Genomic DNA, 19516 nt, shown 5'->3' with positions numbered 1-19516 from the left:
ATCCTGTCCATCACCGCCACCCCCACCATCGCGCCCGCCGGTGCGGCGGGTGCCGCGGCGCCCGCAGGCGGCGGGGCGGCGGCGACACCGGGCCGGCAGTCCAGCCTGGGCAGCACCACCATCAACCAGCACATCACCGGCAGCGATCCGCGCGCCATCGCCCGCGCCGCCCAGCGCGAGCAGGACCGGGCCATCCGCCAGGCCCGCGCCGGTGCCTTGCATGACATCGGAGCCTGGGCATGAGCGGATTGATGGCCATCGGCGCCGCGGTGCTCAAAGTGGTGGGGCTCAATCCCCAGCGCCTGGGCACCCGCTCGGAAACCCGCGTGCCGGCGGCGGCGACCTTTTCCGGCATGGATTTCCAGCTCACCGGCGCCGGGCCGAAGACCAGCCGCATCGAGTTCGCCACCTGGCCGGCCATGTTCGGCGGCATGGATGCCTTGGCCATCCTGAAACTGATCCACCAGCAGCAGACCGTGGTGCCGCTGATCCGCCTCGGCGCCAATTATGCCGGCAGCCTGGAGGGGCTGGTGGTGGTGCAATTCCTCGACGTGGGCGAGGAGCGCTTTCATCCGCGCAGCGGCGTCGGCCGGATCGTCCATGGCGAGGCCGAGCTGCTGCATGTGGGCAGTGCCACCTCGCTGGCCGGCGGTGCTCTGGGCACCGGCCTGGGCGCCGCGGTCAACGCTTTGGGCGGCACCTCGGCGCTGGGTTCAGCGGTGGCCGTGGGCTCCACTGTGGCCGGCGCCCTGAGGTCGTTCCGATGACCCGCTATCTGGTCACCCGCGACATCCGCCTCGACCAATTGGTGGACGTGCTCATGGGCACCGCTGGGAATGGTGCGGTGGAGGCGGTGGTCACCGCCAATCCGGGCCTTGCCGCCTTGGGGCCGGTGATCCCGGCCGGCACGGCGCTCGTGGTGCCCGAGCTTCCTGCCGCTCCGCCGTCCAGCGCTTATGTGCGGGCCTGGGAGTAGCGCATGGCCATCCGCATGCCCATCGTCATGGTGCAAGGCCCCAAGACCGCGAACCTGCTGTCGGTCTGGGGCGACACGCTCACCTCCGTGCGCATCCGCGACGCGGTGGGCCATGAGAGCGACACCTGCACGCTCACCTTCCGGGTGGCGCCGCCATTCCCGGCCATGCCGCCCAAGGGCACCCGCTACAGCGTGCAGATCGGCTGGGCGCGGGACGCCATGGCCCTGGCCGGCATCTATACCGTCCAGCGCACCGGCCTCACCGGCGATCCCGAGGGCGGCCACACCATGAGCGTGGAATGCCGGGCGGCCGATTTGATCGACACCGCCAAGTCCGTGGACAGCGGCCATTGGGACCAGGCCACGCTGGGGACCATCGTGTCTGACGTGGCCAAGGGGCTGGGCCTGCAGGTGGTGGTCGATCCGGCGCTGAAGGCGATTGCCATTCCCTATCGCGCCCGCGTCCAGCAGGAGGCGTTGGATTTCCTGTCGGACCTGGCCGACGACTTCGGCGGCGCCATCAAGGTGGCCGGTGGCAAGCTGATGATGACCGAGCGCGGCGCCGGCCGCACCGCCTCGGGCGGGGCGCTGCCCACCCTCACCATCGCCTATGACCCGGCCTATGACTTCGCCTTCGATTTCGAGCCGCGTGGGGCGTACCGCACCAGCCAGGGCCGCTGGTACGACGAGGCCACCGGCCTCTGGCAGGACGAGGACGACGAAAGCGACAGCGGCAAGGGCCGGCTGGCCCGTCCCCATCCTTGGCCCTCCAAGGACGAGGCCCGTCATGGTGCCCGCGCAGCAGCGCGTGAGCGGAGCCGCCAGTCCGCCACCGGGCAGGTGACCGTGGCGGGCGATCCGGCCGCCGTGGCCGGCTGCCCCGTGAAGGTCACCGGCTTCGGCCCCGATGCGGATGGCACCGCCTGGTGTGCGGAGAGCGTCGAGCACCACATCGAACCCGGCTCCGGCTGGATCACCACTTTGACCCTGGAAACCAAGGAGGCCGCCCAGAGCAAGAGCGACAGCGAGGACGAGAGCGGCGACAGCGCTTCCGGCACCGGCACCATGGCCGGCGATCCGGAGGGCGGCACTGTTGCCTGAGGTGGGGCGGGGCGCGAGCGCCCCGAACGCGGGCCAGCCTGGCAGCAACAACCCGCGCGACCGAACGGTGCGGAACGGTCCCCCGATGGGGCCGCTAACCCGCAAGGCCTTAACAAGTGGAGAACATCCGTTGTGGATCGTGCCGCGCGCTGCTGTTCCGCGCCGGCCGGGGTGCCATCTCCGGCACCATCGAAATCAAGTGCCGCCGCTGCGGCACCCTGAACGCATTGAGGCCCCCCGAGCCCCCATCCGAGCGCCGCGAGCGTCCCGATCAAGGAAGCGCAAATTGTGGCTCTACATCCCGTTGAACCTGTTGCCCGCGCGGGCACGATCCGAGGCCTTGCGCTGTGCGCAGGCGTGGGAGGCCTGGAGCTCGGCCTCGGCATCGCAGAACCCGGATACCGCACTGTTTGTTATGTCGAGCGGGACAGCCACGCTGCGTCCGTTCTCGTGGCGCGGATGGAAGACGCGGTCCTATGTGACGCGCCTGTGTGGGACGACCTTGCCACCTTCGATGGTCGCCCCTGGCGTGGCGCGGTGGATCTCCTCACTGCGGGCTATCCCTGCCAGCCGTTCTCGGCCGCCGGCCGCAAACTTGCCGAGCGAGACCCCCGCCACCTCTGGCCCCATGTCGCCCGCATCGCCTCCGAGGCCGCCCCGCGATGGCTGTTCCTCGAAAACGTCTCCGGCCATGTGGATCGAGGCTTCCACGAGGTCGCCCGAGAGCTACAGGCAATGGGCTATGGCCTCGAAGCGGGCCTGTTCTCAGCGGCTGAAGTCGGCGCTCCGCACTGGCGGGTCCGCCTTTTCGTGCTGGCCCACGCCCACGGCCTCGATCATGGCGAATCGGGCCGAGCTGCGGGTGAACGAAGCGGGGATGCTGTGGGTGGCCGCAGCCGACCAGCGCGGCAGCCAGGTCTCCATCGCCGAGGCGGCCAAGGACTGGAGCGTGATGCGCCGGGTGATGACGGCCCTGGGCTGGACGCCGGGGCCGATGCCGGCCTTCCCTTATTCCCGCCGCGTCCTGGCGACCATCCGGCCTGGGAGCGGGTGCTCTCCCGGCGAGTGGATCTTGAACCCAGCCTTCACGGAGTGGCTGATGGGCTGGCCCATCGGATGGAGCGATACCACGCAGCCGGTAACGGCGTTTGCCCCCTGGCTGCAGCGCTCGCGTGGCGCACTCTCAGACATCGCTTTGATCGACGTTTAAGGGCCTGAAAACCCACCGCGCGCGGGTGACATATGATCCTGCGCGCGGTGACATCCGATTTTGCGCGCTACAGCAGGATTCCAGCCCAGTCGAACGGGCGCTTCCACCGTCGCACGGTGCGGGTCGGTCGATGGAAGACGGAAATGGTGAGCCCGTCGGGATTCGAACCCGAGACCCCATGATTAAAAGTCACGTGCTCTACCGGCTGAGCTACGGGCTCACTGCGGTGGGTGGTAGGCCGCACGGCGCGCAGGGTCAAGATGCCCAGTGCCACGCGCCTGTGTGCAGATGCCGCTCCTCCCGCGATCTCGCTCATGAAATCGGTCGGACGGCCGTGTGGACGGATGCGTTTTCAGGGACACGCATGCCGGGTCTGCGGGCGCACCTGCGCAGGCCCCCAGACCCGGACCCAACGCCGCAAAGGCGTCGGCTAAAAGGAAAGCCTCAGCCGCCCATGGCCTTTTCCGCGGCTTCCATCGCCTTTGCCTTGGGGTTGGCGACGCAATAAGCCTTCATCTTGGTGTCCATGTCGGCGGCCATCTTGTCGGTGGCCGCGTCGCCGGTCTTGGGCGTCGGGCCGGCGGATGCTGCGAGCTTCAAATAATCAGCGCAGCTCATGGACGGGTCACTCACCTGAGCCAGTGCGGGCGCCACGGAGAAGGCGAGAGTAAGAGCGATAAAATACGCGGTACGCATAAAATACATCCTTATTGTTTTGACCAACATTCCGGCTTTACAGATTAGCGATATCGTCCACAAGCACCAATAATTGATATATTCGATCTCCAATTACGCCGTTGTATTTTCGTGTCTCGTCGCAACCATAGCGTTGCATGCCGTAACGGCATCTATATTCGTTTCATTCCACTCGGTTTTGGATCGGGCCAATGCTACGCATAGGCCTTGGCCGTTTGCCCCGCCCTTTGCGTCGTTCGGAAGGAGTCCCGCATGGATTATGTGAAGCTTGGCCGGACCGGCCTCGAGGTCTCGCGCCTGTGCCTTGGCTGCATGAGCTATGGCGCGCCCGATCGCGGCACCCATCCCTGGTCGCTGCCGGAGGCGGAGAGCCGGCCCTTTATCAAGAAGGCGCTGGAAAGCGGCATCACGTTTTTTGACACGGCGAATGTGTATTCGGACGGCACCAGCGAGGAGATCCTCGGGCGTGCCATCAAAGAGTTTACGCGACGCGATGACGTGGTGATCGCCACCAAGGTGTTCAACCGCATGCGGCCGGGCCCCAATGGCGCCGGATTGTCCCGCAAAGCCATTCTCGCCGAGATCGACAATAGCCTGCGCCGCCTAGGCACTGATTATGTGGACCTCTACCAGATTCATCGCTGGGACTATGCAACGCCCATCGAGGAAACCCTCGACGCGCTGGATACCGTCGTGCGCTCCGGCAAGGCCCGCTATATCGGGGCGTCCTCCATGTATGCGTGGCAGTTCGCGCAAGCGCTGGCTTTGTCCGATCGCCATGGGTGGGCGCGGTTCGTCAGCATGCAGAACTTCGTCAATCTGCTTTATCGGGAGGAGGAGCGGGAGATGCTGCCGCTCTGCAAAGCGGAGGGCATTGGCGTAATCCCGTGGAGCCCGCTGGCCCGCGGCCGCCTCACCCGTCCTTGGAGCGAGACCAGCGCGCGCTCGGAGACCGACGAATTCGGCAAGACGCTCCATGCGGCCACGGCCTCGGCCGACAAGGTGGTGGTGGAACAGGTTGCTGCGATCGCTGCGGCCCGTGGTGTCCCGCCGGCTCAGGTGGCCCTCGCCTGGGTGTTGCAGAAGGACCCGATCACCGCGCCCATCGTCGGCGCCACCAAGGCGGCGCATCTCGACGATGCCGTCGCCGCCCTCTCGCTGCGTCTCTCGCCCGAAGAGATTGTCGCTTTGGAGGCGCCCTACATCCCGCATGCGGTGGTCGGCTTCAGATGAGCCGCTGACACGCCGGAATGCCGTCGCGCACGCTTCGTGCGCGGCGGCATTACGAGGGTTGCGCGGCTACCAGCGCAACAGACGTCGGCCCAACAGCGCCCCGACGCACGCCATGATGCCAATGCCCAGCATGTACCAGACCGCCACAAACAGCGGCGAGTCGTCGGGGCAATGGGCCGCGTAGAAGAAGGCCCCCAGCGCTCCGCTTGCGATTCCGGCAACCAGTCCGGTGCATGTGGGCGAGGCAGACGCACCACCGCGCAGCGCCGTAAGGACCAGGGCCAGAGGCGCAAGGGAGATCAGCGGCACGTAGATCAGGCACTGCTGCCAGTTCTGTCCAACCAGCCGGGGCATCCACAGCGCCCGCGGCAGGAAGCTCAGTTCCAGAACCACGCCGGTCGCCAGCAGCAGCAGGGGGCCCAGCAGCAGTCCGGGCGCAGCGGATGCCCAGGACTGAGGCTCTGCCGACCGCAGGGCCAAGCGGAATGCAACGGACGCCAGCACACCTGTGATCAGGAATTTGAAGAGGAAGCGTGGATCGGCAAGGGACGCGATGAAGCTGCCGCGCGTTCCAAGCACGCCTTGCATGACCATGGCCGCCAGCACGATGGCCCCCAGCCCCGCCCACAGGACGCTCTTCCGGAGGGGCGGGCCGCGCGGTGTCGTATCGGCTGCCAATGCTGAGATCAGGTCCTGCGTCCTCATTCACCCTTGCTCCGATACAGTGCGGCCAGCCGCTTGAGGCCGCGATGCAGCGCCACGCGCACGGCCCCCTCGCTCATGGCCAGGCGATTGCCCGCCTGTTTCACGCTCTCCCCCGACAGACAGATGGCTTCCACCACATCTCTCTCGCGACCGTGGAGCGCATCGGTCAGTCGCTGCGCCTCACGTTCCGTCAGTTGCTCCTCAGGGGCCTCCTGCGTCAGCACGTCTTCCCAGTCGGCCAATGGCACCTCGGCCTTGCGGCCACGGCGCCGCATCACATCCACCACCTTGTGGCGCGCAATCGCCCGCACCCAGGGCCCGAGCGGTGATGCGGGGTCCCATGTTTGGCGTTTCAGATGCAGAGCCAGAAGGGTTTCCTGCACCACGTCTTCCGCGTCGGACGGATCAAGCCCCACACGCAGCAAGTCCCTCCGGGCCATTCCCCGCAGGGCTGGCGCCAGCGCCGTGAGCAGGGCGCGATAAGACCGTTCGTCGCCGCCGAGGGCGGCGCGCATCAGGTCTGACCACTCATCGCTATCCCGTATTCCCGTCACGTCTGCCTGTTCTTCGCCCCGAGGCGCGCATTTGTTACATGCCATTCCAACGGAATGCGCCGGCCCCAGGCGGCCACGCCCGAGTTGGCCTGTTATCGCCCATGCGCCCGCCCGCCGCCAGCGGTGCGCAGGCGGGACAACCGGGCGGAATGCCATGGGCAGGATGCGCGAGTGGACACAGTGAGGGGCGCGGCGCTCCACCTCGCTTGCTTATCCGCGCGGGGTGACCTAAGCGACTGTGCAAGGGTGGAGTTCCGGGGGTTCGGATGACGAAGGTTTGGTCTTTCACGGGACGTCTAGCCCAAGGCTGCGTGGTTCTTTGCACCCTCAGTGCCGCGCTCGTGCTCGCGCCGTCCGCGACGGTATGGGCCCAGAGCAGCACCAGCGTGCCGCACATCGAAATTCATCCGCGCAAGCCGAACGTGATTGAACTGCCGGTGATTCCCCAGGGCAGCTATCTCGATCCCGGTCCCGGCGCGCCCATCCGCCCCGACGTTCCCATCGGCGACGATCGCAATGAGGATTATGTCTTCCCGTCGGATCTCGACGGCGAAGGTGGCTCGCCTCCGGGCGATCCGACCAGCGGCGGTGGCTGGAGCCCCCTGCCCGGCGATACGCCGAGCTTCTGAGTGGGAAGGCGTCGCAAAGCGGCGCCTTCGCAGCTTGGGCTATTTCGTGCAGTCGGTGCTTTCGGGGTCGAGTCCGTCTGGCTGACCCCAGTCATTCTGCGGCAATGACGCGAATGGGCCTGTGAACACCTGCTTCTGCATCTTGAACGAGACCGGGATCGGTGATCCCGGCGCATAGTCCACGATCCAGAAATAGTCGTACGTCTGGTCCGGCCATGTCTCCGGCACTCCCGGAAGACGATTCAGGTTCAGGGCATAGCGAAGGGTCAGCGCCTGTTCTGCGGGCGGCAGCGAAGCGTCCGCAATATTATTGTGCTCCCAGACGACAATGACGGTCTTTCCATCAAAACGCGGATCCGTCAGGAGCGTATCGGCCGCCTGCTTGGAGCGGCGGGCCAGATCGCGCTCGAACAGCTTCGGCTCCTTTCCCGCGGGAATGACCGAATAGAAGACCAGCGGCAGGTCCCATGAGTTGGCGGTAGGGGATGCGGTCTCGATGGTATGGATCGAGATCGTATAAACCGCTTCGGGGGCTGTGCCCGGCGCGAACAGGCTGTTCTGCGCATCCTTGCCCAGATACTGCTTCACCAGCGCCCTGGCCCGTTGCCGGCCCATCTCGCACAACCGGTACGGATCGGCCTTTTCCCCATGCCGCAAGATGATGAGGCGCGCCGGCGTCGCGCCTGCCGGCTGGACCATGGCCAGCGTCTGCGCGATCAGAGCCGCCGCAGCGATCACAGTGGACCAGAACAATCGCATCCGAGCCATGGGGACGTCCACTTCTCGTCAGGGGCAAGAGGTCGAGCACAGGCGGCAGCGCCGCATCACGGCGGTTGGCCGATACCTGGCATTAGACACAAAAAAACGGCGGGGGAAGCCCCCGCCGTTCGTTGTCGCACAGAGGCGAAAGATCAGCGCTTCGAGAACTGGAAGCTGCGGCGAGCCTTGGCGCGGCCGTACTTCTTGCGCTCGACCACGCGGCTGTCGCGGGTCAGGAAGCCACCCTTCTTGAGAGGGGCGCGCAGTTCCGGCTCATAATAGGTCAGAGCGCGGGAGATGCCGTGGCGCAGCGCGCCGGCCTGGCCCGAAAGGCCGCCGCCGGACACCGTGCACACCACGTCATACGCGCCTTCGCGCGCCGCCGCGGCGAACGGCTGGTTGATGATGAGACGCAGCACGGGGCGGGCGAAATACACCTCCACCGAACGCTCATTCACCAGGATCTTGCCGGTGCCGGGACGAACCCACACGCGGGCAACCGCATCCTTGCGCTTGCCGGTGGCATAGGCGCGGCCGAACTTGTCCAGCTTCTGGACATGCACGGGGGCGTCGACGGCTGCGCTCTGCTGGGAGAGCGCGTCGAGGGACTGGAGAACCTCGGCCATGGTCAGTTCCTCACATTCTTACGGTTGAGGCTCGCCACGTCGAGAACCGTCGGCTGCTGCGCCTCATGCGGATGGGTCGAGCCCTTGTAGACGCGCAGGTTGCCCATGATCTTGCGACCGAGGGGACCGCGGGCGAGCATGCGCTCCACGGCCTTCTCGATCACCCGCTCCGGAAAGCGACCTTCGAGCAGGAACTTTGCAGTCCGCTCCTTGATGCCGCCGGGGAAACCGGTGTGGTGGTAATAGACCTTCTGTTCGCGCTTGCGACCGGTCAGAACCGCCTTTTCGGCGTTGATCACGACGACATTGTCGCCGCAATCCACATGGGGGGTGAACAGCGCGAGATGCTTTCCGCGCAGACGAGTGGCGATGACAGTGGCAAGCCGCCCGACCACGAGCCCGCTCGCGTCGATCACCACCCACTTCTTTTCGATTTCGGCAGGCTTGGCCGAATACGTCTTCATGGGGTTTAATTCCAAATGAGAAAGCCGGGGGCCGCACGAAGGATCGCGAGCCGCCCGACGATGAAAGGGCTTCTAGCCGACGACGTTTTTCGCGTCAATGCGCAGGAGGCCGATTTTATTTCGTTAAAACAATGACTTATAAAAATGGTGCTATAACACCACTGCGCAAGGGCTGTTTTTACGCGGAAATTTGCCGTCGTGGCGTCAGATACCCTGCTCGCCGAGGCGCCGCATTTGCACGAGCCATCGCTGCCTTTGCTCCAGAGGGGCCGCGTCCACCCGCCCGAAATAGGTGTGCCGAACGGGGCTCATGCCGGCAAACCCGAGAATTCCCCGGTCGATGCATCGCACACCATGGGCGAAGTAGAAGCAGCGGTAGGCCCACGCCGGCATTCCCATGGTCACCACGAGGCGCGCGGAGCGCCCGGTGAGGAGGGCACGGGGAAATGTTTCCCGCCCGGGAAGAAATGCCAGTCCGGGCCGCATCAATTGCTCGAGAAACCCCTTCAGGAGTCCCGGCAGCGTGCCAAGCCAGAGCGGGAACAGCATCACCACATGGTCCGATGCGATCAGCGCGTCGCGCGCGCCCCTCAGGCTCTCCGGCATCGTCCCGGACTCAAAGGCCGCCTGTGAACGCAGGAGCGGGAAGTCGAGATGCGCGACATCCACTCGCAGCACGCGGTGGCCAGCGGATTCCGCACCGGCAGCATAAGCGTCCGCCAGGCTATGACACAGGTGGCCGCCGGCAGCGTCCGGGTGGCCTTGGATAATCAGGATCGATCGTCGCGCCACGGTGAAGCCCCCCACGTTGGGGGTCAGCTTCACGGCTGGCGGCGGACCGCGCCTTGATCGAAGTCAGAGAGTCGTCAGCGCCCGGGGATTGAATAGGTCGCGACGCAATGTGCCACGAGATCATGGCTTTGCGAGGTCCTCAGCCGGATCTCACCCACCGCCAGACGCCGTCCGACCTTGATGAGGTGGGCATCGGCAATGACCGCACCGGGCTCGGGCTTGCGCAGGAAATTGATATTGAGATTGGTCGTCACAGCGAGGGTCACAGGTCCCAGCTCCGCTAGCAGCGCCACATACATGGTCACATCCGCCAGGGCCATGAGCGAGGGTCCGGACACGGTTCCGCCCGGTCGAAGATGCTCCTCACCGGCCTCAAGCCGCACAGTCGCGGCACCCGGAGCGATCGCTTCGATGCGGTGCGGACGTCCCGGCCCGAAGGACTGAGGATATTCGTTCGCGAGGAATTCCTCCATCTCCGTCACCGACATAGCGGAACCACGACCCGACAACATCGCTCTCATTCTCCCTGTGCGTCTAACATATGACACGAGCAAGCTTGTTTGAAACTGCATAAGATGGAGAGACGCACAGTGTGACTTGGCGGGAGGACAACCATGACGGCGGCAATTGCCATTCCGGGGGACCGGGATGGGGCGTATCTCCATCAAGACCGTCGTGGCGGCGTTGCCGTCTTGACCCTCAGCCGTCCCGCCAGCCGCAATAGCCTGTCCGAAGGCATGATGTCGGCCCTATCCGAGGCGCTGGCGCGAATCGCGGTCGACTCGCAGGTGCGGGCGGTGGTCTTGACCGCGGAGGGACCGGCGTTCTCCGCAGGCCATGATCTGAAGGAAATCCAGGCACACCGATCCGATTCGGATCGGGGGCGCGCTTATTTTGAGAGTGTACTCGCCCGCTGTGCCGCACTGATGACGGCCATTGTCCGCCTGCCCCAGCCGGTTATTGCTGCGGTCGAGGGCATGGCGACGGCCGCAGGGTGTCAATTGGTGGCCAGCTGCGATCTGGCGGTTGCTGGCAGTGCGGCCCGATTTTGCACGCCGGGCGTGAACATCGGCCTGTTCTGCCATACGCCGATGGTGGCCCTGTCCCGCTCGGTCTCGCGCAAGCACGCTTTGGAAATGCTCCTTCTGGGTGAATGGGTTACGGCCGATAGCGCCCACCGCATGGGATTGGTGAATTCGGTCGTCGAGAGCGGCCAATCCCTGACCGTTGCCCTTGAGATGGCACAGCGGATCGCGGCGAAATCCCAGGTGCCGGTGAAGCTCGGGAAGGCCGCCTTCTATGCTCAGGCCGAGATGGGGTTGGATGCCGCTTATGCGTTCGCCTCCGAGGTCATGGCGGAAAACATGCTGGCGCGGGATGCGGATGAAGGCATCACAGCGATGATCGAGAAGCGTCCGGCACACTGGGAAGATCGCTGATCGGGCGCCTCGGCACCGCCTGATCGCGGCATTCACGATCTGTAAACCATAAGCGCTCACCTTCTTCCCGAACCCCACTGGCTTTTGCCGGACAGAGCGGGAAGGCAAATCGATGTCGCAGGCGTTTGCCTACGAGGGAGAGATGGAGAGCTCGGCGCCGCCGTCTCCGGCTGCCCGCCGGACACTGGTGATCGCTTGGCTCGGCTTTGCCACGCTGGCGCTGCTTCTGCTGTTCCCATTCCGCTACACGTCGCACGCGGAATTGAGTTTCGATGTGGCCGCGCAGCCCACGCCGGGCGCGGTGCGCGGCGTCATGCAATTGCTGACCTCCCGGGAACTGGCCTTCGACGTGGTCCACGGCATGGAACGCGCCGACGTTCTGGCCCTGACGCGGGACGCAAGCACACTGTCGCTTTGGCGGAGCGCGGAAGGTGAGGACACGGCGCTGAGCGCCCGGGCCGCGCGGGTGCTAAGCCGTTCGCTCACCGTCACCGCACAGCAAGGCGGGCGCGCCCTCGACATCGCCATATCCCTGTCGAACGCACGGCTCTCCGCACGGGCTGCCGACGCTTATGCCAGAGCCTTGCTGAGACTGGACGCCAGTGTCCGCGGCACCTTGGAAGCGACCCGCGATGCGGCGCCGCCCCTGCGCCTGGCGCACGCTGCCGCCGTGCCCCACCTGCCCGACCCGCCCGATGCCGGACGCCTCGTCCTTCTGGCCATCGCCACGGGGGTGATAAGCGCCGTGACGGTGCGGCTGCGCCATCGCCGCATGCTGCGCCAGGGCCCGATCGAGAACCGGGTGCTTCCCCGCGAACTGAAGGGAGACCGCCGCGTGACGTGGCTGCGGGCGGCTTCCGGCGCCGGCCTGGAGCCGGATGCCGCCGTGGATCGGCTTGTGGACCATTTGGAGCAGACCCCCGGGAGCGGCCTGGTGGTGCTCACGTCCAGCGATCTTCCCGGAGCGTCGGCAGCCTGCGCCCTCGCCTTGGCCCGGCGGCTGGCTGAGACCGAGGATCAGGTGGTGCTGGTGGCGCTGGACGGCGAAGTGACGGAATGCGCCAGTCTGGTGATGGACCCGCGGGCGCCAGGGGTGGCCGAATTGCTGTTCGGGGTTGCGGGCTTCAGCGAGGCGATCCATCGCGACCCGCAGTCCCGCGCCCATATCATCCCGCCGGGACGGGACGGCCGCGGTGGCCCCAGCGTGGTGAATGCGGATCGCCTCACCCTGATCCTGCAATCCCTCCGCCAGACCTATGCCCGCGTGGTGGTGTGCGCTCCCATGCTGGCCGGCACGCCGGGCGCCGAGCGGCTGGCAGCCCTGTCCCCCCTCCTCGTGGCGGTGCACGAAGAGGATGTTGCCACCGCCGGCGCGGTGGAAACCTATGACGGACTAGCGGCCAAGGGCTTTACCCATGTGGTCATGGTGCCGCTGCTGCTGGCCCACAGCATTCCCGATGGCGCGTTGGACGCCGATGCCCCTGCGCTGGGCTTGCCGGTGCCGACATTGATGACCCCGATCATGCTTCCGACCGTCGCCGCAGCCTAAGGGTCAGCTTCGCCGGTCCGGCTTCTCCATCCAGCGGATGAGAAGGCCCGCGGGGATGACCCACAAGGTTCCGAGCAGCACGTAGCTGACCGTTTGCCAGCCCCAGGGCAGATCGGTCACGCGGCCTTGGGCCAGGGCCATGGCCCCCAGCGCCCACACCACCACCAAGACCAGCATGAGCACGGTGCCGATGAGCTTGCGCACACGCTGCCGCATCACTGAACCCCATACTTAATGTTGCGCGTTAACATTAACATCAATCTCTTTTGTGTTTTAAATCAGTGCGTTGGGCGCAGTTGATAGACGCCTAGCCGAATCATCAAGGCTGACCACTCGGAATTTCCGCCGCTGCCCCCTTCCCCGTCGTCGGGAACTGGCGCGCCTCCCCGGCAGCGGTGATCGCCCGTTTTTGTTGCCCAGCGACCGCCCGTCGCCTTGCGCCCCATGGTCCTGCTCTATAACGGATCGGGTGGGGAGAGCCATATGCGGGACCATCGAGCGATGTCGCAGGCATCAGTCACCATCGCATCGACGGGCAAGCCCGGTGCAGGCGCAGCAGACACCCATGCGGTGCGCATCTGGCTCTGCGTCGTGGCTGCCTTGATCGTTCTCATGGTCGTGGTGGGGGGCGCGACGCGCCTGACGGAATCGGGCCTCTCCATCACGGAGTGGAAGCCCGTCACCGGCACCCTGCCCCCGCTTTCCCAGGCCGACTGGCAGGCGGAGTTCGATAAGTACAAGACCATTCCGCAGTATGAGATTCTCAACAAGGGAATGGGTCTTGAGGCCTTCAAGCAGATCTTCTGGTGGGAATGGGCGCACCGCCTGCTCGGCCGGGTCATCGGCTTGGCCTTCTTCCTGCCGTTCGTCTATTTCGTCGTGCGCGGCGCCCTGCGCGGCACGCTCCTGGCCCGCTGCCTTGCCCTGTTCGTGCTGGGCGGGCTTCAGGGCGCGGTGGGCTGGTGGATGGTGGCCTCCGGGCTAACGGAGCGGACCTCGGTCAGCCAGTACCGGCTGGCGATCCATCTGACGCTCGCCTGCTTCATCCTGACCGCGACGGTGGCGGTGGCGCAGACCCTCACCCCGCCGAAGATCTCGGCCATGTCCCGCCGCGTGCGGTGGAGCGCCTATGGCCTGCTGGCTCTAGTGCTGCTGCAGATCTTTGCCGGCGGGCTGGTGGCGGGCCTGGATGCGGGCATGTCGTTCAACACCTGGCCGCTGATGGATGGCCGCCTTGTGCCCACCGGGGCGCAGTTGGGCGCCATGGAGCCGGCATGGCGCAACCTGTTCGAGAATGTGATGACGGTGCAGTTCGTCCACCGCACCATTGCCTATCTGGTGCTGATCGCCGCCGGCCTGCACGCCTTTGATGCCGCCCGACTGGGCGGGGACGTGGCGAAGGGGGCTTGGGCACTCCTGGCGCTGGTGGCGGTGCAGGCGATCCTCGGGATCCTCACTCTGGTGCACATGGTGCCGCTGGATCTGGCGCTGTCGCATCAGTTCGGCGCCACGCTGGTGCTGATCGCGGCGACCGTGCATGCCAGCGACGTGGCCCGTGCGCGGCCCGAGCCTGTGAGCCGGCCCCGCCCGGCCCTGCGGATCGTGGGACACTGACCGCGACCGGTCAGCCCATCATCAGCGCCACCAATGGCGCCATCATCAGATTGAAGCAGCCGGCCAGGATCATGACCAGGCCGGCGATGGAGCCCTCTTCTTCGCCGATCTGATGGGCCTTCGCCACACCGGCGCCATGGGCGCCCATGCCCAGAAAGGCGCCTCGGGCCAGGGATGAGCGCAGCGGCATCCACCGCAGCATCAGTTCGCCCAAGGCCGCCCCGCTCACGCCGGTGATGATGACGAACACCGCCGTCAGTTCCGGCAGGCCGCCGATATCGCCGGAGACCGCCATGGCAAACGGCGTGCTGGTGGAGCGCGGCATGAGGCTGGCGCGCAAGGCCGTCGGCAGATCCAGCCAGGAGGCCAGCAGAAACGCCGTGCCGATGGCCATGGTGCTGCCCATGGCCACCCCCGCCAGCAGCACCGGCCAATGCCGGCGGATGGTTTCGCGGTGCTCGTAAAGGGGAATGGCAAACGCCACCGTGGCCGGCCCCATCATCAGGGCGATCCAGTGGGTGCCCTTGATATAGGCCGCATAGCCGGTGTGCAGCAGCACCACCAGGAGCCCCACGGACAAGGGCGCCAGGATCAGCGGCGAGGACCACCACGCGCGCCATCTGGCGTGGATCACACGGGCCACCGCATAGCAGCCGATGGTGATCACGGACCAGAACAGCGCCGTGAGCACGCCGTTGGAGCCATCAAGCATGGTGGGCACGCCAGCGGTAGCACAGCTCCACGGTCATCGCGGTGCTGGTCATCACCAGCACCGTGCCCACCAGGATCACCGCCACCACCTTGAGGCCGACGGTGCCGATGAATTCCTGATGGTCGAGGATCGCCAGAACCGAGGGCACGAAGAACAGCAGCATCTCGGCCAGCAGCGTGCGGGCGCCAAGGCGGACGCTGGAAACCTTCAGGAAACCGGTCCCCAGCAGCACCAGCACGCCGATCATGCCCAGAACCCCGCCGGGAACCGGCAGCCCGACGGCGCGGGCGGCCACGTCGCCGGCGAACCAGAACGCGCCCAGCATGGCGATCTGCACAAAACGGGTGCGCTGCAACATGCGAAATGCGGCAAGGGGCGACTTGAGCATGGCGGTGCATTTCAAAAGGGGATGGACGCAGCTGCTGCGCCCTTGCCAATCCTTCTACGCTGCGCCGCAATATGCGTAAAATGAATTGATGGAATGCAAACTAGTCTGATATGGACTTTTGATGGAACTCAGAACCCTCCGCGCCTTCGTGGAAGTGGTGCGCCAGGGCGGTTTCTCCCAGGCGGCCAAGGCGGTCTTCGCCACCCAAAGCACCATCAGCAAAGCGGTCAAGCAGCTGGAGGAGGAGCTGGGCGTTCCCGTGCTGGACCGCATCGGGCACCGCAGCCGCCTGACCGCGGCCGGCGAAATCGTCTATCGCCGCGCCGTCACCATGCTGGCGGAGCGCGATGACCTGGTGGCGGAGCTGGGGGAGTTGCGCGGCCTCAAGCGGGGTAGCCTGCGCCTCGGCCTGCCGCCTTTGGGCAGCGACACGCTGTTTGCGCCCCTGTTCGCGCTCTATCGCAGCCGCTTTCCCGGGGTGGAGATCAGGCTCAGCGAACATGGCAGCGCCCGGCTGGAAGAGATGGTACTGGCCGGCGACGTGGATCTGGCCGGCTCGCTGTTGCCCATCGCGCCTGACTTCGAGTGGCAGTCGGTCCACGAGGAGGCGCTGATGGCCCTGGTGCCCGCGGCGCACCCTCTGGCCGGCCAGGCCCGCTGCACGCTCCAGGCGCTGGCGGGCTCACCCTTTCTGCTGTTCGAGGAGGGCTTTGCGCTGAACAAGGTGCTGCGCGAGGCCTGCGACCGCAACGGCTTCGCCCCCAACGTCGCCGCCCGCAGCGGGCAGATCGACTTCCTGGTGGGGCTGGTGGCGGCGGGGCTGGGGGTCGCCTTCCTGCCGAAGATGATTGCCGAGCAGCGGCATCATCCCGGCGTTGCGCGCTTGCTATTGGATGAGCCCGGCACCGCCTGGCACATGGCCCTGGTGTGGCGGCGGGGCGGCTACCTGTCCCACGCGGCCCGCGCCTGGTTGGCGCTGAGCCGCGAGGTTCATGGTGGCGGCGATCAGCCCTTGGCCAAGGCCTGATCCAGATCGGCGATGATGTCCGCCACATCCTCGATGCCCACCGACAGGCGCACCACATCCGGCCCGGCGCCGGCGAGCGTCTTCTGCTCGTCCGAGAGCTGGCGATGGGTGGTGGAGGCGGGATGGATGATCAGCGAGCGGGTGTCGCCGATATTGGCGAGGTGAGAAAACAGTTCAACGTTGGACACAAGGCTGACACCGGCCTCATAGCCGCCCTTCAGGCGGAAGGTGAACACCGCGCCGGCCCCCTTGGGCAGATAGGTCTGGGCCAGATCGTGATAGCGATCGCCCGGCAGGCCGGCATAGCTCACGCCGGCCACCGCCGGGTGATCGGCCAGGAAGCGGGCCACCGCCAGGGCGTTCTCGGTATGGCGCTGAACCCGCAGGCCCAGGGTCTCGATGCCGGTGAGGATCAGGAAGGCATTGAACGGCGACAGCGCCGGCCCGAGATCGCGCAAGCCCAGCACCCGGCAGGCGATGGCGAAGGCGAAATTGCCGAAGGTCTCGTGCAGCACGATGCCCTGATACTCAGGCCGCGGCTGGGTGAGGAAGGGATAGCGCCCGCTGGCGGTCCAATCGAAGGTGCCCGCATCCACGATCACGCCGCCGATGGAATTACCGTGGCCGCCCAGGAACTTGGTGGCCGAATGGATGACGATGTCGGCGCCGTGCTCGATGGGGCGCCACAGATAGGGGGTGGCCAGGGTGTTGTCGACGATCAGCGGCACGCCGGCCTTCTTGGCCACAGCCGAGATGGCCTTGAGGTCGGTGACGATGCCGCCGGGGTTGGCGATGCTCTCGACGAAGATCGCCTTGGTCTTCGGGGTCACGGCGCGCTCGAAGCTGGAGATATCGTCCGGATCGGCCCACACCACGTTCCAGCCATAGCTCTTGAAGGCATGGTTGAACTGGTTGATGGACCCGCCGTAAAGCTTTCTGGATGCAATGAATTCGTCGCCCGGCGTCAGCAAGGTGTGAAAGGCCAGATGCTGCGCCGCATGGCCGGAGGCCACCGCCAAGGCGGCGGTGCCGCCTTCCAGGGCCGCGACCCGCTCTTCCAGCACCGCTGTGGTGGGGTTGCCGATGCGGGTGTAGATATTGCCGAAGGTCTGCAGGCCGAACAAAGCGGCGGCATGATCCACGTCATCGAACACGAATGAGGTGGTCTGGTAGATGGGGGTGGCCCGGGCGCCGGTGGTGGGATCGGGCGAGGCGCCAGCGTGGATGGCCAGCGTGGAAAAGCCCGGCTGATGGTCGGTCATGAACGTGTCTCTCCATGCGCCCGCCCTCTGCATCGCGCCGACGCGACGGAGGATCAGGCTTATCCGTGATCGCAGGCCGGCACTTTACGCGCCGCCGCCGCGAATTCACACATCATGCATGCGAGAGAGGTGAAATTCCAGAGACCCCGACAGGGTTTTGTTGTTTATGACACACTGTCCGCGTCGCACTCGGCTTTCGCTCCGCACTTCCCCACTGCGCACACCCTGTCATACGACAGGATATCGCCCCTTCGTCACGAACGGGTCGGCGTGCGGCCGTCGATGGAGAGGCGCTGCACCCCCTGCCCCAGCCGCTGGGGCTTCTTGGAGGACAGGGTGCGGCTGTTGACGCCGGTCCAGCCGATCTCGCCGGACAGGCGGGCATATTCGATCTTCGGGCAGCGGTTCATCACCACCTGCAGGCCGGCGGCCTCGGCGACCGCGGCGGCGGCGTCATCGCGCACGGTGAGCTGGGTCCAGATCACCTTGGGTCGGGGGGTGAGCGCCAGCGCCTCGGCCACCACCTGCCCCACATGCTCGGAGGCGCGGAACACGTCCACCATGTCGATGGGCTCGGGCACGTCGGCCAGCGTGGCATAGCTGGTCAGCCCGGCGATGGGCTTGCCCGCCTGGCCGGGGTTGACGGGAAACACCTTATAGCCGCGCTCGGCCAGGTATTTGGTGACGAAGTACGAGGGGCGGCTGGGATTGGCACTCGCCCCCACCACCGCCACGGTCTTCACCCCGGACAACACGGCGCGGATGTAAGCATCGCTGTAACGCTCGTGGTCCATGGGCTTGCTCCGATTACCGCAGATTGAGTGTGGGATGACGCGCTCGATCAGGTCCGCTGCGCCTTGGAGAACAATCTATAGAAATTTTCCGTGGTCTGCGCCGCCATCGCCTCCAGGCTGACGCCGCGCGTGTCCGCCAGCACGGTGGCGGTCTGGCGCACGAAGGCCGGCTCGTTGCGCTTGCCGCGATGGGGCATGGGCGCCAGGAACGGCGCGTCGGTCTCCACCAGCAGCCGCTCGGCCGGCAGTTCGGCGGCGATGGCCCGCAGCGCTTCGCTCTTCTTGAAGGTGATGACGCCGGAGAAGGACACATAGCCCCCCAGCGCCACCGCCCGCCGGGCGAGATCCGGGCCGGCGGTGAAGCAATGCAGCAGGAACGGGAAGGCGCCCTTGGCGCTCTCGCGCTCCAGGATCTCGGCCACGTCGTCATCGGCTTCGCGGGCGTGGATCACCAAAGGCAGGCCGGTTTCGCGGGCGGCGGCGATATGGGTGTGGAACCCGTGAGCCTGCGCCTCGCGCGGGCTCTTGTCATAATGATAGTCCAGCCCCACCTCGCCGATGGCCACCACCTTGGGGTGGGCGGACAGCCGCACCAGATCCGCGGTGGTGACATCCAGTTCGTGCGCCGCCTCGTGGGGATGGGTGCCCACCGAGCAGCTCACCTGCTCATAGCGCTCGGCAATGGCCAGGATCTGGTCGAACCGCTGCACGCGGGTGGAAATGGTGACCAGATGGGAGACGCCGGCCGCTGCCGCCCGCGCCAGCACCTCCGGCACCTCGGGGGCGAAATCGGGATAGTCCAGGTGGCAATGGCTGTCGACGAGCATGCGGGAAACGAGACCTCGTGAAAGCCCGATCGGGCGCGGCGGGTCTCACATAGGCGCTGACGGTGGCCGCGTCGAGACGGCAGGCGGCCGGTTCCCGCGTTCGGGCCTCTTGCATCGGCGGCGCGGACACCGGATAGGGGCGCAGTCTTCGGGAGGAAC

The 19516-nt window shown here is 66.3% G+C and carries 25 protein-coding genes, 1 tRNA gene and 1 pseudogene; 12 read left to right on the top strand and 15 right to left on the bottom strand.

What is annotated here, in order from left to right:
* The 6 genes and pseudogenes from AAG816_RS22865 to AAG816_RS22840 form a co-directional block, all read left to right on the top strand.
* On the top strand, window positions 1-243 hold a 243-nt coding region (locus tag AAG816_RS22865; RefSeq protein WP_341991993.1), incomplete at its 5' end, for a hypothetical protein.
* A complete protein-coding gene (locus AAG816_RS22860; RefSeq protein ID WP_341989209.1) occupies window positions 240-767 on the top strand; it encodes a hypothetical protein in 528 nt (175 codons plus the stop codon). The genes AAG816_RS22865 and AAG816_RS22860, both read left to right, overlap by 4 nt.
* The gene (locus AAG816_RS22855; RefSeq protein WP_341991991.1) at window positions 764-976 is read left to right on the top strand and encodes a tail protein X; all 213 of its coding nucleotides are present in this window, start codon (window positions 764-766) and stop codon (window positions 974-976) included. The genes AAG816_RS22860 and AAG816_RS22855 overlap by 4 nt, the downstream gene beginning before the upstream one ends.
* Before the next feature lie 3 nt (window positions 977-979).
* The gene (locus tag AAG816_RS22850) at window positions 980-2077 is read left to right on the top strand and encodes a contractile injection system protein, VgrG/Pvc8 family (RefSeq protein ID WP_341991990.1); all 1098 of its coding nucleotides are present in this window, start codon (window positions 980-982) and stop codon (window positions 2075-2077) included.
* A 288-nt stretch (window positions 2078-2365) separates the two neighbouring features.
* A pseudogene (locus AAG816_RS22845) lies at window positions 2366-2902 on the top strand (DNA cytosine methyltransferase); the annotation flags it as partial.
* A 13-nt stretch (window positions 2903-2915) separates the two neighbouring features.
* On the top strand, window positions 2916-3287 hold the full coding sequence (locus tag AAG816_RS22840; protein ID WP_341991996.1) for a hypothetical protein: 372 nt from the start codon (window positions 2916-2918) through the stop codon (window positions 3285-3287).
* A 144-nt stretch (window positions 3288-3431) separates the two neighbouring features.
* On the opposite strand, the gene AAG816_RS22835 is transcribed toward AAG816_RS22840, so the two are convergent.
* Window positions 3432-3507: transfer RNA gene (locus tag AAG816_RS22835), tRNA-Lys, on the bottom strand.
* A 224-nt stretch (window positions 3508-3731) separates the two neighbouring features.
* Window positions 3732-4013 (bottom strand): hypothetical protein, encoded by a 282-nt coding sequence (locus AAG816_RS22830; protein WP_341991989.1) that lies wholly within the window; start codon window positions 4011-4013, stop codon window positions 3732-3734.
* 222 nt (window positions 4014-4235) lie between these two features.
* Between AAG816_RS22830 and AAG816_RS22825 the strand changes: the two genes are divergently transcribed.
* Window positions 4236-5216 (top strand): aldo/keto reductase, encoded by a 981-nt coding sequence (locus tag AAG816_RS22825; RefSeq protein ID WP_341991988.1) that lies wholly within the window; start codon window positions 4236-4238, stop codon window positions 5214-5216.
* A 66-nt stretch (window positions 5217-5282) separates the two neighbouring features.
* Here the strand turns inward: AAG816_RS22825 and AAG816_RS22820 are convergent, their stop codons facing one another.
* Both AAG816_RS22820 and AAG816_RS22815 read right to left on the bottom strand, forming a co-directional pair.
* Window positions 5283-5921: an NrsF family protein gene (locus tag AAG816_RS22820; protein WP_341991987.1), complete on the bottom strand. Its 639-nt coding sequence runs from the start codon at window positions 5919-5921 to the stop codon at window positions 5283-5285.
* On the bottom strand, window positions 5918-6520 hold the full coding sequence (locus AAG816_RS22815; RefSeq protein ID WP_341991986.1) for a sigma-70 family RNA polymerase sigma factor: 603 nt from the start codon (window positions 6518-6520) through the stop codon (window positions 5918-5920). Before AAG816_RS22815 ends, AAG816_RS22820 begins: the two co-directional genes overlap by 4 nt.
* Window positions 6521-6741: 221 nt before the next feature.
* Here AAG816_RS22815 and AAG816_RS22810 point away from each other — a divergent pair, with 221 nt between their 5' ends.
* Window positions 6742-7104 carry a hypothetical protein gene (locus tag AAG816_RS22810; protein ID WP_341991985.1) on the top strand — a complete coding sequence of 121 codons (363 nt, stop codon included), beginning with the start codon at window positions 6742-6744 and terminating at the stop codon, window positions 7102-7104.
* A gap of 39 nt (window positions 7105-7143) precedes the next feature.
* On the opposite strand, the gene AAG816_RS22805 is transcribed toward AAG816_RS22810, so the two are convergent.
* The 5 genes from AAG816_RS22805 to AAG816_RS22785 form a co-directional block, all read right to left on the bottom strand.
* Complete coding sequence (locus tag AAG816_RS22805; protein ID WP_341991983.1) at window positions 7144-7872, bottom strand: histidine phosphatase family protein; 729 nt, start codon at window positions 7870-7872, stop codon at window positions 7144-7146.
* Window positions 7873-8015: 143 nt separating this feature from the next.
* Window positions 8016-8489 (bottom strand): 30S ribosomal protein S9, encoded by a 474-nt coding sequence (gene rpsI / locus AAG816_RS22800; protein ID WP_341991982.1) that lies wholly within the window; start codon window positions 8487-8489, stop codon window positions 8016-8018.
* A gap of 2 nt (window positions 8490-8491) precedes the next feature.
* Window positions 8492-8953 (bottom strand): 50S ribosomal protein L13, encoded by a 462-nt coding sequence (gene rplM / locus AAG816_RS22795; RefSeq protein ID WP_341991981.1) that lies wholly within the window; start codon window positions 8951-8953, stop codon window positions 8492-8494.
* A gap of 204 nt (window positions 8954-9157) precedes the next feature.
* Window positions 9158-9778: an NAD(P)H-dependent oxidoreductase gene (locus AAG816_RS22790; RefSeq protein WP_341991980.1), complete on the bottom strand. Its 621-nt coding sequence runs from the start codon at window positions 9776-9778 to the stop codon at window positions 9158-9160.
* Window positions 9779-9819: 41 nt separating this feature from the next.
* Complete coding sequence (locus AAG816_RS22785; protein WP_341991979.1) at window positions 9820-10257, bottom strand: PaaI family thioesterase; 438 nt, start codon at window positions 10255-10257, stop codon at window positions 9820-9822.
* Between the two features lie 102 nt (window positions 10258-10359).
* On the opposite strand from AAG816_RS22785, the gene AAG816_RS22780 reads away from it, so the two are divergent.
* Together AAG816_RS22780 and AAG816_RS22775 are read left to right on the top strand one after the other, a co-directional pair.
* On the top strand, window positions 10360-11184 hold the full coding sequence (locus AAG816_RS22780) for an enoyl-CoA hydratase (protein WP_341991978.1): 825 nt from the start codon (window positions 10360-10362) through the stop codon (window positions 11182-11184).
* Window positions 11185-11296: 112 nt separating this feature from the next.
* Window positions 11297-12733, top strand: a complete 1437-nt coding sequence (locus AAG816_RS22775) for a hypothetical protein (RefSeq protein ID WP_341991977.1) — start codon at window positions 11297-11299, stop codon at window positions 12731-12733.
* Window positions 12734-12736: 3 nt separating this feature from the next.
* Here the strand turns inward: AAG816_RS22775 and AAG816_RS22770 are convergent, their stop codons facing one another.
* On the bottom strand, window positions 12737-12949 hold the full coding sequence (locus tag AAG816_RS22770) for a DUF2842 domain-containing protein (protein WP_341991976.1): 213 nt from the start codon (window positions 12947-12949) through the stop codon (window positions 12737-12739).
* Window positions 12950-13234: 285 nt separating this feature from the next.
* On the opposite strand from AAG816_RS22770, the gene AAG816_RS22765 reads away from it, so the two are divergent.
* Window positions 13235-14347 (top strand): COX15/CtaA family protein, encoded by a 1113-nt coding sequence (locus AAG816_RS22765; RefSeq protein ID WP_341991975.1) that lies wholly within the window; start codon window positions 13235-13237, stop codon window positions 14345-14347.
* A 10-nt stretch (window positions 14348-14357) separates the two neighbouring features.
* Here the strand turns inward: AAG816_RS22765 and AAG816_RS22760 are convergent, their stop codons facing one another.
* Both AAG816_RS22760 and AAG816_RS22755 read right to left on the bottom strand, forming a co-directional pair.
* Window positions 14358-15059 carry an LrgB family protein gene (locus AAG816_RS22760; protein WP_341991974.1) on the bottom strand — a complete coding sequence of 234 codons (702 nt, stop codon included), beginning with the start codon at window positions 15057-15059 and terminating at the stop codon, window positions 14358-14360.
* A complete protein-coding gene (locus AAG816_RS22755; RefSeq protein WP_341991973.1) occupies window positions 15052-15447 on the bottom strand; it encodes a CidA/LrgA family protein in 396 nt (131 codons plus the stop codon). Before AAG816_RS22755 ends, AAG816_RS22760 begins: the two co-directional genes overlap by 8 nt.
* Before the next feature lie 121 nt (window positions 15448-15568).
* Between AAG816_RS22755 and AAG816_RS22750 the strand changes: the two genes are divergently transcribed.
* Complete coding sequence (locus AAG816_RS22750) at window positions 15569-16474, top strand: LysR family transcriptional regulator (RefSeq protein ID WP_341991972.1); 906 nt, start codon at window positions 15569-15571, stop codon at window positions 16472-16474.
* Here the strand turns inward: AAG816_RS22750 and AAG816_RS22745 are convergent.
* The 3 genes from AAG816_RS22745 to AAG816_RS22735 all read right to left on the bottom strand — a co-directional run bounded on the left by AAG816_RS22745 (window position 16453) and on the right by AAG816_RS22735 (window position 19357).
* A complete protein-coding gene (locus AAG816_RS22745; protein ID WP_341991971.1) occupies window positions 16453-17736 on the bottom strand; it encodes an O-acetylhomoserine aminocarboxypropyltransferase in 1284 nt (427 codons plus the stop codon). The genes AAG816_RS22750 and AAG816_RS22745 overlap by 22 nt on opposite strands.
* A 254-nt stretch (window positions 17737-17990) precedes the next feature.
* The gene (locus AAG816_RS22740; protein ID WP_341991970.1) at window positions 17991-18530 is read right to left on the bottom strand and encodes a CoA-binding protein; all 540 of its coding nucleotides are present in this window, start codon (window positions 18528-18530) and stop codon (window positions 17991-17993) included.
* A 47-nt stretch (window positions 18531-18577) separates the two neighbouring features.
* On the bottom strand, window positions 18578-19357 hold the full coding sequence (locus AAG816_RS22735) for a TatD family hydrolase (protein WP_341991969.1): 780 nt from the start codon (window positions 19355-19357) through the stop codon (window positions 18578-18580).
* Window positions 19358-19516 lie beyond the last annotated feature (159 nt).

The sequence above is a fragment of the Azorhizobium sp. AG788 genome (assembly GCF_943371865.1).
Taxonomy (GTDB): Bacteria; Pseudomonadota; Alphaproteobacteria; order Rhizobiales; family Xanthobacteraceae; genus Azorhizobium.
Note: the sequence above shows the minus strand (reverse complement) of the source record. Positions and strands in the feature narration are given on the sequence as shown.